The 13,153-nt window shown below is 75.1% G+C and carries 13 protein-coding genes; 8 read left to right on the forward strand and 5 right to left on the reverse strand.

The features are described 5' to 3' along the window. Nucleotides 1–27: 27 nt before the first annotated feature. Nucleotides 28–2,100: an N-6 DNA methylase gene (locus tag OG710_RS10730; RefSeq protein ID WP_330239122.1), complete on the reverse strand. Its 2,073-nt coding sequence runs from the start codon at nucleotides 2,098–2,100 to the stop codon at nucleotides 28–30. Between the two features lie 251 nt (nucleotides 2,101–2,351). Here OG710_RS10730 and OG710_RS10735 point away from each other — a divergent pair, with 251 nt between their 5' ends. The 7 genes from OG710_RS10735 to OG710_RS10765 all read left to right on the forward strand — a co-directional run bounded on the left by OG710_RS10735 (nucleotide 2,352) and on the right by OG710_RS10765 (nucleotide 9,292). Further along, a complete protein-coding gene (locus OG710_RS10735) occupies nucleotides 2,352–3,230 on the forward strand; it encodes a DUF4190 domain-containing protein (RefSeq protein ID WP_330239123.1) in 879 nt (292 codons plus the stop codon). Nucleotides 3,231–3,416: 186 nt separating this feature from the next. After that, the gene (locus OG710_RS10740; RefSeq protein WP_330239124.1) at nucleotides 3,417–3,746 is read left to right on the forward strand and encodes a cupin domain-containing protein; all 330 of its coding nucleotides are present in this window, start codon (nucleotides 3,417–3,419) and stop codon (nucleotides 3,744–3,746) included. 78 nt (nucleotides 3,747–3,824) lie between these two features. After that, nucleotides 3,825–5,252 (forward strand): ATP-binding protein, encoded by a 1,428-nt coding sequence (locus OG710_RS10745; protein ID WP_330239125.1) that lies wholly within the window; start codon nucleotides 3,825–3,827, stop codon nucleotides 5,250–5,252. Continuing rightward, complete coding sequence (locus OG710_RS10750; protein ID WP_330239126.1) at nucleotides 5,236–5,670, forward strand: roadblock/LC7 domain-containing protein; 435 nt, start codon at nucleotides 5,236–5,238, stop codon at nucleotides 5,668–5,670. The genes OG710_RS10745 and OG710_RS10750 overlap by 17 nt, the downstream gene beginning before the upstream one ends. Continuing rightward, on the forward strand, nucleotides 5,667–6,032 hold the full coding sequence (locus tag OG710_RS10755) for a DUF742 domain-containing protein (RefSeq protein ID WP_330239127.1): 366 nt from the start codon (nucleotides 5,667–5,669) through the stop codon (nucleotides 6,030–6,032). The genes OG710_RS10750 and OG710_RS10755 overlap by 4 nt, the downstream gene beginning before the upstream one ends. Nucleotides 6,033–6,217: 185 nt before the next feature. Then, nucleotides 6,218–7,327, forward strand: a complete 1,110-nt coding sequence (locus OG710_RS10760) for a hypothetical protein (protein WP_330239128.1) — start codon at nucleotides 6,218–6,220, stop codon at nucleotides 7,325–7,327. A gap of 51 nt (nucleotides 7,328–7,378) precedes the next feature. Continuing rightward, complete coding sequence (locus tag OG710_RS10765; RefSeq protein WP_330239129.1) at nucleotides 7,379–9,292, forward strand: helix-turn-helix domain-containing protein; 1,914 nt, start codon at nucleotides 7,379–7,381, stop codon at nucleotides 9,290–9,292. 46 nt (nucleotides 9,293–9,338) lie between these two features. Here the strand turns inward: OG710_RS10765 and OG710_RS10770 are convergent, their stop codons facing one another. Beyond that, nucleotides 9,339–10,091, reverse strand: a complete 753-nt coding sequence (locus OG710_RS10770; protein ID WP_330239130.1) for an HNH endonuclease family protein — start codon at nucleotides 10,089–10,091, stop codon at nucleotides 9,339–9,341. A 145-nt stretch (nucleotides 10,092–10,236) separates the two neighbouring features. Then, nucleotides 10,237–11,103 (reverse strand): SCO6745 family protein, encoded by an 867-nt coding sequence (locus tag OG710_RS10775; RefSeq protein WP_330239131.1) that lies wholly within the window; start codon nucleotides 11,101–11,103, stop codon nucleotides 10,237–10,239. A 116-nt stretch (nucleotides 11,104–11,219) separates the two neighbouring features. On the opposite strand from OG710_RS10775, the gene OG710_RS10780 reads away from it, so the two are divergent. Continuing rightward, the gene (locus OG710_RS10780) at nucleotides 11,220–11,801 is read left to right on the forward strand and encodes a TetR/AcrR family transcriptional regulator (protein WP_330239132.1); all 582 of its coding nucleotides are present in this window, start codon (nucleotides 11,220–11,222) and stop codon (nucleotides 11,799–11,801) included. A gap of 4 nt (nucleotides 11,802–11,805) precedes the next feature. Here the strand turns inward: OG710_RS10780 and OG710_RS10785 are convergent, their stop codons facing one another. Beyond that, nucleotides 11,806–12,585: a GntR family transcriptional regulator gene (locus OG710_RS10785; RefSeq protein WP_330239133.1), complete on the reverse strand. Its 780-nt coding sequence runs from the start codon at nucleotides 12,583–12,585 to the stop codon at nucleotides 11,806–11,808. After that, nucleotides 12,582–13,124: a GntR family transcriptional regulator gene (locus tag OG710_RS10790; protein WP_330242211.1), complete on the reverse strand. Its 543-nt coding sequence runs from the start codon at nucleotides 13,122–13,124 to the stop codon at nucleotides 12,582–12,584. Before OG710_RS10790 ends, OG710_RS10785 begins: the two co-directional genes overlap by 4 nt. Nucleotides 13,125–13,153: the final 29 nt, after the last annotated feature.

The raw sequence follows: 13,153 nt of genomic DNA on the forward strand, positions 1-13,153 counted from the left end.
CCTTCGTCCGTCCCGCCGCCCCCGCTGTCATTCCGGGGTGACCGTACCGTCCGTCAGGCCGTCGTAGAGACCCTGGGCGAGCTGTCCGCCGAGGCGTCCGGCGAGCCGCAGCGCGTCCTCGAACGCGGCGAGCGCGCGGAAGCGTTCGCCGTAGCGGCGCTGTTCGGACAGGGGCAGGCGCGGCAGTTGGAGGCGGCGGGCGTCGAGCCGGGTCGCGGTGGAGGCGTGGCTGCTGGCCTGCCGGTTGTTGGTGGTGCCGCGCAGGAAGCCGGCGAGGAACCAGGGGTCGAGCACGGCCGGGTCGGGGCGCAGCAGCTGGAGGTTGCGGCCGAGCGCGGCGCCGGCGGTGGCCTCGTCCACGACGCGGACGACGGTGACGCCGCCGAGTACGGGGACGACGACGTCGCCGGCCGCGACGAGGACGGGTTCCTCGGGTGCCCCGTCGGCGGGCAGGCTGCCGGAGGGGCCGGTGCCCGCGAGGACGTCGTGTTCGGTGAGGACGGGGCCGGTTCCGGTGCCGGGGCCGCCGTGCCGGAGCTGGAGGGCGCCGGCACGGGCGAGTTCGCCGAGGGTGGTGAGCGGACGGTGCGCGGGGGTGGCGGGGGCGGGCGGCGGCGGGGTGAGCCCGGTGGCCAGGCCCAGGGTGCGGGTGAGCCGTTCGCGTACGCCGGCCAGCTCGGCGGGGCCGCGGGTGGCGGCGGGGGACGGCAGGTGGCGGGCGGGGGCGAGGTCCACGTCGTCGTCGAGGAGTTCGATGACGGGGACGGTGCGGGAGGCGCCGGAGCGCGGGTCGGCGGGCTGCGGGCGCCCGTCTTCGTACGCCTGCCAGGCATCGAGCACGGTGTGGCGCAGGGCGGCCGGGTCCAGGCGTTCGCGGCCGCCCCGCTCGGCGGTCTCGGCCGGGTCCGCGGTGTCGACCAGGAGGAGTTCGGGCGAGGGGTGCGGCTCGGCGCCCGGCCTGCGCAGCACCCACAGGTGCAGCGGGACGCCGTAGGGGGGCGCGGCGCCGGCCGGCAGGGCGACGACGGCGCGCAGGGCGCCCCGGCGCAGGAGGTCGGCGCGGATGCGGCGGCCGGAGCGGCGGGACGCGGCGGCGGGCGGCATCAGCAGGACGGCGGTGCCGCCGTCGCGCAGCCGGGCCAGCGCGTGCTGCACCCAGGCGAGTTCGGACTCGGTGCGGGCGGGCAGTCCGTACTCCCAGCGCGGGTCGTAGGCGAGTTCCTCGTGGCCCCAGTTGCGTTCGTTGAACGGGGGGTGGCAGAGGACGGCGTCGGCGGCCAGTTCGGGGAAGGCGTCGGCGCGCAGGGTGTCGCCGGTGCGCACGTCGGGCGCGCCGGCGCCGGGGGTGGTGCGCAGGGCGAGGCGGAGGGCGGTGACGGCGGCGAGGCCGGGGTCGCTCTCCTGCCCGTACCGGGCGGCCGGTCCGGGGACGGCGGCCAGCAGCGCGCCGGTGCCGGCCGCGGGGTCGAGGACGGTGCGTACGGCGGGGTCGCCGGCGCCGGCCAGTTCCGCCATGAGTTCGGCGAGGCCGGGCGGGGTGAGCGTGTACTGGCGCGGGTTGGCGTCGAGCTGGCGGCCGAGCAGGAACTCGTACGTCTCGCGGGTGCCGGTCCCGGCGGCGAGTTCGGCGGCGGAGCGCAGCAGCGGGACGGAGGGGAGGAGTTCGGCGCGGTCCGGGGTGTGGACGGCGCGTCCGTTGCCCGCGGGGCCGAAGCGGTCGGCGAGGACGTCGCCCAGGGCGAGGGTGAGCACGCCGGCCATCCGTTCGTCGCTCACGCCGGTGATCTCGCGCCAGGCGGCGGGGCTGCGGTCCAGCAGGAGGAGGGCGCAGCCGACGTGGACGAGGGCGGTGACGGCGCCGGCCGGGTGTCCGGCGAGTTGCTGCCAGAGGCGTTCGCGGAGCGGGACCTCGACGAGTTTGCCCTGGTCGCGGAGCCACCGCTCGACCTCGGACAGGGCGAAGGAGGGGCTGGTCTCGGTGCCGCCGACGGGCTGGGGGAAGTCGGCGTGCCGGCGGCGCCAGTTGCTGACGGCGGCGCGTCCCACCCCGGCCAGGCGGGCGATCCCGGCGGCGGTCACCTCTGTCGCGTTCTCCGGCACTGCTGTCTCCCTGTCCCGCTGCCGGCCGATGCCTGGACAGCGCATCACGTGATGCGTTGCGGCCGTGCGGGCGAGCATACCGACCCGTTCACAGAGCACGCCCACCCTCTTCGTTCACACCGAACGGCGAGCCATTTCCTGTGAACCATGTTGACTCGGTTCACACATGATGGTGTCATTGACTTGTCGCCGCACGACAGCGACAGCCGCAACCGCTCACGTTCACCCCGTACTTGCCGAAGGGCACATCCATGTCCCAGTTCACGCAGCCGCCGCAGTCCCCGTACTCCCAGCCGCAGCAGCCGTACGGCCCCGGTCATGCGCCGGGCGTGCGCCCCGCGCGCAACGGGCTGGGCATCGCCGCCCTGATCCTCGGGCTCATCGGCGCGGTCTCCGGCCTGATCCCGTTCCTCTTCTGGCTGGCGGGCATCCTCGGCACCATCGCGCTGGTCCTGGGCCTGGTGGGCCGGGGCCGCGCCAAGCGGGGCGAGGCGACGAACAAGGGCATGGCGACGTTCGGCACGATCCTGGCGCTGATCGCGCTGATCATGTCGGTGGTCGGCGCGGTGATCACGTTCAAGGCGGTGGACGACGCGGTGGACGACCTGAACAAGGCGGTGTCGGACACGACGGCGTCCGCGAAGCCGAAGGCGGGCGGTGACGCGGCAAAGGCCAAGGACAAGGACAAGGCCAAGGACAAGGGCGGCGACACGGCGAAGGGCGAGGAGAAGCCCCTCGACGAGGCGCTGGAGGCCGGTGACTCGGCGGTCTACGACGACGACCTCACGGTCACGGTCGGCGACCCGGCGGCGTACTCCCCCAGCGAATACGCCGTGGGCCACACCAAGGGCAACAAGGCGTACAAGGTCACCGTCGTCATCGAGAACGCCGGCAAGGAGAAGTTCGACGCCACGCTCGTCACCGCCGAGGCGCGGGCCGGCGCGGACGGGGTGAACGCCGAGGAGATCTTCGACGACAAGGTCGGCGAGGGTTTCACCGGCACGATCCTGCCGGGCAAGAAGGTCACGGTGACCTACGCCTTCGACGCGCCGGCCGACGCGAAGAACCTCACGGTGGAGATCAGCCCCGGCATCTCCTACGACGCCTCGCAGTGGGAGCTCAAGCTCTGACCCGCAGGGCCTCCGGCCCGTACGACCCGCGCACCACCCGTCCCCGGGGGCGGGTGGTGCACACGTGCTGTGCATCGTGCGTCAGGTGGTGCACCTGTGGCGTAGGAATCGGCATGTACGCGCCGTACGCTCACCGGCACCGGCAGGCGGCGACGAGCCCGTCGCCGTACCGAATGGGGGACGTCCATGCTTCCGGGGTTCACGATCGCCTCGCCGCGCCACTGGCCGGAACCGGACGAGGCCGGTGAGGGGATCACGGCCTGGCGGATCAAGGAGGCGTCGGTGGCCGACCCGAGCGTGATGGTGGTGCTCCGCTTCGCGGGCGGCGCCGCCTTCGGCGAGGACCGGCACGGCGTACGGGAGATCGTGCACGTCATGGAGGGCGAGTTCGGCGACGGCCGGGACGTCTGGCCCGCCGGAACGGTCATCTGCGGCGAGCCGGGGTCGGTGCACCACCCCCAGTCGGCGACGGGCTGCACGCTGCTGGTCATCTACCCGGACGGCGAGGCCGCCTGAAATCGTGGTGCGGCCGGCCCACGGGGGTGGTCGGCCGCACCGCCGCAGACGCACCGGCGAGGAAGCGGGGGGACAGAGGTGGCGTGGCTGTCGTATGCGGGCGGTGCCGCGGCCGTGATGGCGGCCGTGGCCTGTCTCGTGGGCTGGATACGGGAGAGCAGGCGGCGCGTCGCCGCCGAGCGGGACGGCGAGGACGCGCTGCGCCGGTACCGCGTGGCGGCATCGGACGCCGCCGCACAGGCGGAGGCCGTCCACCGGCTGGAGGGCCGCATCCGGTCCGAGGCGCTGGCGGTGGACTGGTGGCGCAGCCGCTACGGCGAACTGAGCGAGGCGCTCGGCCCCGCCGTACGGCGCCTGGAGCAGCAGACGTCCGCCGCGCGGCCGCCCGAGGAGGAACTGCCCGTCGACGCGCGGCGGTTCGAGACGCTGGTCCACGAGGTGCTCGAACAGGCCCGCCACGAGACCGTCCGCGCGCGGACGCGGGTGGAGCGGGCCACCGAGGAAGCCGAACGCGAAACGGCGTCCCTGCGCGCCTCGGCACTGGCCGGCGTCCGCACGACGGCCGAGCAGATGCACACCGCTCTGGCCACCGCGCAGGTGGCCGTCGACCAGGCGCTCGAACAGGTCGCGTCGGAGGTCGAGCAGGGTGTCCTGCACGAACTGGACCGGTGCGTGAGCCAGGCCGGACACGCGGTGCAGCGGCTGCGGCTGCTGAGCGACGCCTGGCCGGGCGTCCAGCGGGCGGACTGCACGGTCGAGGAGATCGTGGAGGGCGCACGGTCCCGCACCGTGCACTTCGACCTGGTCCGCTGGGTGCCCGCGGAGCCGGGCGACGTGTGGATACAGGGCCGGGTGGCCGAACCGGTCGCCATGGTGCTGGCCGAACTCCTGGACAACGCGGCCACCTACTCGGGCCTCCCCGTACAGGTACGGGCCGAGTGGGCCGGCCCCAGCGGAGGGGTACGGATCACGGTCCGCGACCAGGGGCTCGGGATGACCCGCGGCGAGCTGGAGCGGGCCCGCGCGACGCTGGCCGCCGGCCGGACGCTGGACGCGACCCGGCTGGACGGGGCGCAGCAACTGGGGCTGCTCGTCGCCGGCCGGCTGTCCGACCTGTACGAGCTGCCGGTGCGTTTGGAGAGCACCGAGGGCGGCGGTGTGCTCGCCGTCCTCGACATCGGCCCGCACCACTTCGCCGAGGTCGAGGAGCCGGCGCTCCTGACGGCCGTACCCGCGCCGCCCCCGCCCCGGACGGCCGGGGAGGACACCGGCTCCGTCTGCCCGATTCCGCCGGCGCCCGCCCGGCAGGCGCCCTCCGGCCTCCCGCGGCGCCGCCCGGCGGCCCGCGCCGCGGCCCTTCCCGCCCTGCCGGAGACGACACCCGACGTGCTGCCGGACGCCGGAACGCGGGCGTTCTCCGCGCTGCAGGACGCCCTGACCGATCTTTTCGCCCCGGCGCCTGCGGGGCCGCGCAGAGAGGAGCTGCCACGTGGTGGACACGGATGATCTCACGGCGGACCAGGTGGATCTGAGCCCGCAGCTCACCCGCCTCCTCCAGCACCGGGGGACGGTCGCCGCGGTGCTCTTCAGCGGCGACGGGCTGGCCCTGGCCCACTCCGACGGCACATCGCGGGAGACGGCCGAGCGGACCGCCGCCCTGTGCTCGGGGCTCGCGTCCCTCACCGGCGGGCTGGCCGAGTTCTGCGGAACCACACCGGACCGGGTCCCGCTGCGCTATCTGATGATCGACTGCCACAGCCACACCGTGCTGGTGCTCTCCGCCGGAGCGCGCACCGGACTGGCCCTCTCCGTCGCGGCGGACAGCCTCTCCGCACAGGTGCAGGAGGCGATCCGCGCGGCGGGCAAGACGATCCACGGTCTGCGGTCCGTCCTGGAAACGCGCGAGCGCGACGGCGTGGGGTGAGCGGCGGCCACACCCGGCGCGGCCTGACGCGGTCCTTCGCGATGGCCGGGGACGCGGCGTACCTCGGTGTCCCGCTGGACCCGGCCACCCTGCTGCGCGTACCGGACGGCGCGGCCGATTCCGGGGCCGCCGCACGCCTGGGGCCCGGCCCGCTGCGCGTGCTGCGGCTGTGCCGGACCGGCGTGATGTCGGTCGTCGAGGTCTCCGCGCGTCTGCGGCTGCCCGGCGCGGTCACCCGCTCCCTGATCGCCGAGTTACTGGACCGGGATCTACTCCGCGCCGAGGCCGCCCCCGATCCGTCGTCGTCGGTGCCGGACACGGCCCTGCTGGAAAGAGTGCTGCGTGGACTGGAACGGCTCTAGATCCTGTCGTCCCGTTTCCCGTCGTCCGCCCGCCGGCGACTTCCCGGCCGCCCGCTGTTCCCGGCGGACGGGCTCCGCCGGGCCCCCGCCCCGACCGACCGCACACCGCCGGTCCACATCGACGCCCGCCGCCGCGACCCGGTACGGGCCCTGACCACCCTCGTCCGCTCCATCCTGGAGGCACGGTGACCACCCCACCCCTCCCGCCCCCGCCCGGTGATCCGGGCAGCGGGACGCACGGCGACGGCCTGACCCTGCACGACGGGCCCACCGCCTGCCCGCACGCCGTCGTCACCGGCTATCCGCAGGCACGGCACGTCCTCGACCGGCCCGGCCTGTTCCCCCGGACGACGAGCGCGGGGCGGCCGCCCGGACTGCGGGACGCCGACGGGGAGACCCACGCACGGCTGCGCGCGGCCGTGGAGGAGGCGCTCGCCGGCCTCGACCTCCACGCGCTGCGCCGCCATGCCCGCGCACAGGCACGGCGGTTGCTCGACCCGATCGCCGCGCGCGGCATCGGGGACCTGATGGGCGAGTACGCGGACATCCTGCCGCTGCGCGCCCTGCTGACCACCCTGGGCACCGGCGACGACACCGCCCGGCAGCTGGAGTCGGTCTGGCACACCAGCGCCTGGCCGGAGCGCCCGGCCGCCCTGGTCCCCGCCCTCGACGCCGCCGTGGCGGCCGACCGCCGCGCGCCGGCCGGCGGGCTGATCACCCGGCTGCGCGCCGCGACCGGGCGGCCCGGTCACGACACCGATCGCACCCCGGCCCAGTTGCTGGCCGAGACGCTGGCCACCGGCGCGGCCGCCACCACCGCCTGGACCGCGCAGACACTGCTGGCCCTGCTGCACGAGCCGCAGACGCTGCGGGCCCTGGTGACCGGCACCCGCACCACCGCCCAGCTGCTGGAAGAGGTCGCGGCCCGGCAGGCGCCGCTCGCCCGGACGGGCGACCATGTCACGGCCACCGCAGTGGAGTTGGGCGGCATCACCCTGCCGGCCGGTACCCGCCTCCACGTCGACCTGCGGGCTGCGGCGGCCACCTCCCCCGGCCGGGGCCGCACACACGACCACTCCCATCTCGGCTGGGGAGCCGGAGCCCACCGCTGCCCGGCACCGGCGACGGCCCGGCTGATCGCCGAGGCGGCCGTGGAGAGCGTCATCGACCGGCTCTGGCAGATTGTTCCCGTCACCGGGCCGGCCGATCCGCACACCGGCACGGACGTCGTCGTCCCCGTCCACATCGGCGTCACCTGCCGGCCCACCGACCGCGGCACACCGGTCCCCGACTGACCGCAGCCCGCCCCGCCCCGCTCCCGTACCGCTCCGAGGAGACCACACCCCATGCTCACGCTCGCGGCCCTGGCCCGCCGGTCCGAGTACGCCCTGCACCCTCCGGCCGGGCACGACCGGACCGGCGACGACTCCGTCACGGTCGACCGGGCCGCACTGCTGACCCGCGCCGACTGGCCCGGCGAGTCATTCGCCGGCACCCTCCTCGTCTGCGAACCCGACAGCATCGCTCCCGACCGGGCCGCCACCGTGCTCGGGCGCCTGGCCGACCGGCGCGCGGCCGGTCTGGTCGTCGCCGACGCCGAAGGACGCGCGCTGCCCCACGCCCTGGTCGCGGCGGCCCGGCAGGCGGCCCTTCCGCTGCTGCGCTCCACCGAGCCGGCGGCGGTCTGGCGGCACACCCTGATCCCCCGCGTCACCGAGCAGCGGCTGCTGAGCGCCGACCGGCACGCCCTGCTCCTGGGCCGACTCCTCGACCATCTCGCGCCCGCCACCCGGACCGCCCCGGCCGAGCTGATCGCCTGGCTGTCCGGCGAACTCGACGCCGACATACGCCTGGACGAGCCCCACGGCCAGCACGCGCCCGCCCCGGCCCCGCCCGGCGGCACGGCCCTCGTCCACCCGGTCGCCGCCACCGGCCAGGTCCTCACCGCCCACCGCTCGCTGCCCTGGAGCGCGCCCGAGGCGGAGCTGCTGCGCCGCACCGCGGCCGTCCTGGCACCGCCCCCGCAGGCACCCGCCGCCCCGCCCCCGCCGGCGCCCGTCGCAGCGGCCCGCGAGGGGCGCGCCGCCCGGCTCGCGACGAGCCTGCGGGCGGTCCGTCTCGCCGCGTTCCAGGCCCTGATGACCGGTCACATCGAGTCGGCGCAGCGCATCCTGGGCCCGCTGTCGCCCGGTCTGCTGGACACCGAGGACGCGCAGATCGCCATCATCGACTGCGCGGCCGGACCCCGTGACGAGGTCTTCGCCCGCGTCGAGTCGCGGCTCGACGACGAGGGCAACGGTCTGGCGGTGCGCTGCCCGGCGTTCGAGGGCCACATCATCGTCGTGGCTCCGCGCCCGGACCCCGGCGCGTCCGAGGCTCCCGCCGTCGCCCGGCTGCGGTCGCTCGTCGCCGGCAACGGGCTGCTCAGTCTGGGGATCAGCCCCGTGCTGCCGGTGGAGGAGATCGGCAACGGCTACAGCATGGCCTACGACGCCATCGCCACCGCCCGTATCAGTCCCACGCGGGCCGCCACCGCCACCGGGGCCCCCGGCCTGCTGGAGGCGCTCGATCCCGCCGGGGCGCGGCAGTGGGCCACGGCGCTGCTGTCCCCGGTCCTGGGCCGGCGCGGCGGCGATCAGCAGCTGTCGACCGTGGGGCTCGGCCTCGAATTCGAGGTCTCGGCCGCCAGCCGCATCCTGGGCATCCACCGCAACACGCTCTCGCGCAGGGTGCGCGGCATGCTCCAGGCCACCGGCCTGGACCCGGACCGCGCCCTGGACCGCATCAGCCTCTCCCTGGCCCTGCAGATCCACGCCCTGCACGGACCGGCGCCCCGGCCCGCCGCCGGCGCGGTTCCCGGGCTCGCCGGCCTCTTCGACCGGGAGCCGGTGACCACCTGGGCCGCCGCCGCCCTGGCCCCGCTCCGGCAGGACCACACGGACCGGCGGACCACCGACGGCGGAACCCTGCTGCGGACCCTGCGCGCCTGGGCCGCCCTCGACTTCCGGGTCGACGCCACCGCGCGGGAGACCGGCCTGTACGGCGCGACCGTACGCAGCCACATACGCACCGCCGAGGGGCAGCTCGACTGGATGCTCCTGTCGGCCCTGCCGAGCGGTCACCTCACCACCGACGAGGACGCCCCGCGCAAGCAGTCCGGGCTGCGGAACCTGGCGGTGGCCCTCCAGGCCACACCGGGCTCCCCGCCGCTCCGGCTGCCCGACCCGGTGCACGCGGGAGGCGAGGTGCCCCGGCCCTGACGGCCGTCGGCGGGGCCCGTCAGCGGGGCCCGTCAGCCGGAAGCGGTCAGCCGCCGCACTGCTTCAGCATCATGTCCTTGTCGGCGGCCGTCACCGGCAGGGCGTACTTCAGGGAGACCTGGGCGAAGCGCAGCGCGTAGGCGCAGCGGATCGGCTTGTACGGGGGGAGCCAGGTGGCGGGGCCCGCGTCCCGTTTGGCGTTGTTGGCGGGGCCGTCGACCGGGAGGAGGTTGAGGGGGTCGTTGGCGATCTGCTGGCGCTTGGCCTCGTTCCAGTGGGCGGCGCCCATCTGCCAGTCGTACGAGAGCGGCATGACGTGGTCGATCTGGACCTTGGTCGCCTGCTGCTTGCGCCACTCGATGGTCTTGCCGGTGTACGGGTCCTTGAGGGTCATCGAGACGACCACGCAGTCCGAGCCGGAGCGGAGTTCGACGTTCTTGCCGTCGCGGGCGAGGAGGTCGTTGCGGGTGTCGCAGCCGTTGCGGGACAGCGGTATGCCGTCCACCGAGTCCTTCCACGCGTAGCCGAACTTGTCCCGCTTGTAACCGGTCTTGGCACCGCGGCCCTTGGTGGCGACCCGCTCGATGACCTTGCGGGCCGCCGCCTTGTCCGCGTCCGAGGTGAGGGGGGCGAGGCCGGGCTTCGTACCGTCCGCGTTCTCCAGCGGGCTGGCGCCGAAGCCGGTGGCGGCGGGGCCGCCGCCGTCCGCGCCGGAGGAGGGGCCGTTGGAGGAGGCGGCCTGCTCGGGGTCGCAGCCGGCGAGTGCCAGCACGGCCGTCGCGGCCAGGGCGGGCACCATCACTCGACACACGCGGGGAGATATCACTCGTAGCCGTCCTGACGGGGAGAAAGCCGAACCAACCCTGGGAATCCTCTGAAGGTCTTCCCCGCCAGGAGGATTTCATGGACGCCCGCCGTTCCCGCGCGGGCCCCCTCCGACACGTTCACACCGTGCCGATGCCCAGGGTGTTCTCGGAGGGCAGCAGTCCGGACCCGACCGCCGCCACCCACAGCGGTCCGAGCAGGCCGACGAGCCGTTCCCGCTCCGCCTCCGTGAGCACCCGCCACGGGCCGGCCGCCGCCGCGTCCGTCCGCCGCTCCACCTCGGCGCGCAGGGCCCGTCCGGCCTCCGTCGCCGTGCCGTCGTCCGCCACCAGCCCCCGGCGCGCGAGCCGTTCGAGCCCCGCCCGCCACTCGTCCTGGTCCCAGCCCCGGCTGCCGAACACCTCGGGGCGGGCGGCCCCGATCGCCGCGAAGGACACCAGCGACTCGACCGGGTCCAGCTCCGCGTCCGCCAGCGCCGCGAGGTGGCCGTCGCCCCGGTGCTCACGCAGGACCGTCGCCGCGTGCCACAGGGCGAGGTGCGGGGCGTCCGGCCGGGGCAGCGCGGCGTTCGCGGCGGCGAGCGGCCGACCCGCCACCTCGGCCGCCTCCGCGACGCGCCCCAGCAGGGCCGCGGCCTCCGCGGTCCCGGACGCGCCGGTCTCCTCCCCCAGCAGCGCCCCGTACATGCGGTCCACGGCCCGGACCCGGGCGGCGAGCACCTCGTCCGGCGCGGCGACCGACCAGACGGCGGGGACGTACGCGCCGACCATGCGCGGGCTGAAGCTGTAGAACGCCTCCCCGACGGTGTCCGCCCCGGCCTCCCCGAGCGGCGCCGCGCGCCAGGCGAAGTAGCTCGGCCACCGCTCGTCCACCGCGTACCCCAGGGCCGCGGCCTCCTCGAACGCCTCCGGCGCGTAGTACAGCACCGCGTGCAGCGGCTCCAGCAGGTGCCACAGCTGCCGTACGCGACCCGGCTCGTCGGTCATGTCGTCTCCGCCCTTCCCCCGCGCGGCCGCCATCTAGCCACCGCCTAGATTCAGGCTCCAGAGTGCGCCGGACCCCTCAAACTTGTCAACGCCTAGATCCCGCGTACCCTCGTCCCATGACCAGCGACCGCGCCTATCACCACGGCGACCTGCGGCGGGCCGTCCTCGCCGCCGCGCTCGACGTCATCGGCGCCGAGGGCCCCGCCGCGCTCAGCCTGCGCGACCTCGCCCGCCGGGCCGGGGTCTCCCATGCCGCCCCCGCCCACCACTTCAAGGACCGCACCGGCCTGCTCACCGCCGTCGCCGCCGAGGGCTACGGCCTGTTCGCGGACGCGCTGACCGCCGAACCGGACCTGCGGGAGCGGGGCGTGGCGTACGTACGGTTCGCGGCGACGCACCCCGCGCACTTCCAGGTGATGTTCCGGCCCGACCTGCTCCGGGCCGACGACCCGGACCTGCTGGCCGCCAAGGACCGCGCGACGGCCGCCCTGCGCTCGGGCGTCGCCGCCCTCACCCCCGCCGACCCGGCCGACGACCCCCGGCTCACCGGAGTGGCCGCCTGGTCCCTCGCCCACGGCTTCGCCACCCTGCTGCTCAGCGGCAACCTCACCGACGCGGTGGGCGACCGCGACCCGGAGGACGTGTTCCGGATCATCGCCCGACTGCTGTTCACACCGGACGGGCCGCACGGCCGGTAAGGCCCTACTCGGCCGTGAACTCGTACCGCACCTCGTACAGGTGCCCGGCCTTCACCATGACCGTCGCCTCGATGGGCCGCTCACCGTCGCTGTAGACGACGCGCAGCGTACGCAGCACCGGCAGCCCTCCGGGCAGGCGCAGCGCCTGGTACTGCTCCTGGGTGGGCACGCGCGCGGACACACGGTCGACACTGAGCCGTGGCGGGTACCCCAGCCCCGCGAGCAGCGTCGGGGTCCCGCCCGGAATCTTGCGGCGAGCCGTCATCGCCGTACCGCTGACGATGTCCAGCGGGTAGTACGAGGCAACGAGCTCGGCGGGTTCGTCATCGATCACGAGCAACTGGCGCCGCAGCAGTGCCGGACCACCTCCCGGAAGCCTCAACGCCTCCGCGACATCCGCCGGCGGCTGGACCTCGGCCACTTCGAGCAGCGTGCTGTGGGCCCGAGAGCCGCCCTTCGCCGCTTCGGCCAGCCAGCGGTACGGCTCCCCGGCGCCCGCCGGAGCCATCGACGCGGCTGGGCGGACAGTCCGCTGGCGATGCTCGCGCACAGTCACCGACGCACCCGCCCTACCGACCACCAGTTCCTCGTCCTTGAGCAGCTGCACCGCCTTCTGGATCGTCGCGTTCGAGGCGTCGAACCGCTGCTTGAGGTGGGCCGTCGAGGGCAGGTTCGCGCCGGGCGCGAGATCTCCGCCCATGATCTGGTCCCTGAGATCGGCCGCGATCCGCTCATGCAGCGAACGGCGGTCGGCGGCGTCGGCTTCGGGTCTGGGCACGGTCATCCGATCCTGATCTCGTAGCGCAGCTTCTGGCGTTGCGGAGGCATGACCATGACGTCGACCTGAATGGGCCGGTCAGCCCCGTCCAGGGTGAGCCGTGTCAGCTGGAGGACGGGGTCGCCCTCCGCCAGCCCCAGCTGCTCGACCTCGGGCCCGGTCGCCCGCCGTGCGGTCACCTCTTCGCGTACGCGTACGCCGATGTGACCCAGCTCCGCCAGGAGCCTGACCGCCCCGCCGGGGATCTTGGCCGTTCCGGCGAGGCCGGTGCCGCCCGCGATGCCCAGCGGGTAGTAGGTGTCCGTCAACTCGCAAGGGACGGCGTCGAGGTACATGATCCTGCGCCGGGCGACGATGTTCTCCCCGGCCGCCACCCCGAGCAGTTCCGCGACCGATGCCGGGGCCGCCACCTCGCCCGCCTGGACAACGCGCTGGCTCCCCCGGCGCCCCTCGGCAGCGGCCTCGGCCGCCCAGGTGTCGCCCGGAGCGCCGGAGGACGCGGCGAGATAGGGCGTCGACGTACTGACCCATTCATTACCGCCCATGTCCTTCTCCTCCGCAGCTCCCACCGACA

It is taken from the genome of Streptomyces sp. NBC_00525 (genome assembly GCF_036346595.1).
Taxonomy (GTDB): domain Bacteria; phylum Actinomycetota; class Actinomycetes; order Streptomycetales; family Streptomycetaceae; genus Streptomyces.

What these genes read in the sequence shown, in the direction of transcription:
- OG710_RS10765 (WP_330239129.1), top strand. Translation starts at nt 7,379, where the DNA reads ATGCTCACGCTCGCGGCCCTGGCCCGCCGGTCCGAGTACGCCCTGCAC.
- OG710_RS10785 (WP_330239133.1), bottom strand. Translation starts at nt 12,585, where the DNA reads ATGACCGTGCCCAGACCCGAAGCCGACGCCGCCGACCGCCGTTCGCTG.
- OG710_RS10770 (WP_330239130.1), bottom strand. Translation starts at nt 10,091, where the DNA reads ATGGTGCCCGCCCTGGCCGCGACGGCCGTGCTGGCACTCGCCGGCTGC.
- OG710_RS10790 (WP_330242211.1), bottom strand. Translation starts at nt 13,124, where the DNA reads ATGGGCGGTAATGAATGGGTCAGTACGTCGACGCCCTATCTCGCCGCG.
- OG710_RS10735 (WP_330239123.1), top strand. Translation starts at nt 2,352, where the DNA reads ATGTCCCAGTTCACGCAGCCGCCGCAGTCCCCGTACTCCCAGCCGCAG.
- OG710_RS10775 (WP_330239131.1), bottom strand. Translation starts at nt 11,103, where the DNA reads ATGACCGACGAGCCGGGTCGCGTACGGCAGCTGTGGCACCTGCTGGAG.
- OG710_RS10740 (WP_330239124.1), top strand. Translation starts at nt 3,417, where the DNA reads ATGCTTCCGGGGTTCACGATCGCCTCGCCGCGCCACTGGCCGGAACCG.
- OG710_RS10780 (WP_330239132.1), top strand. Translation starts at nt 11,220, where the DNA reads ATGACCAGCGACCGCGCCTATCACCACGGCGACCTGCGGCGGGCCGTC.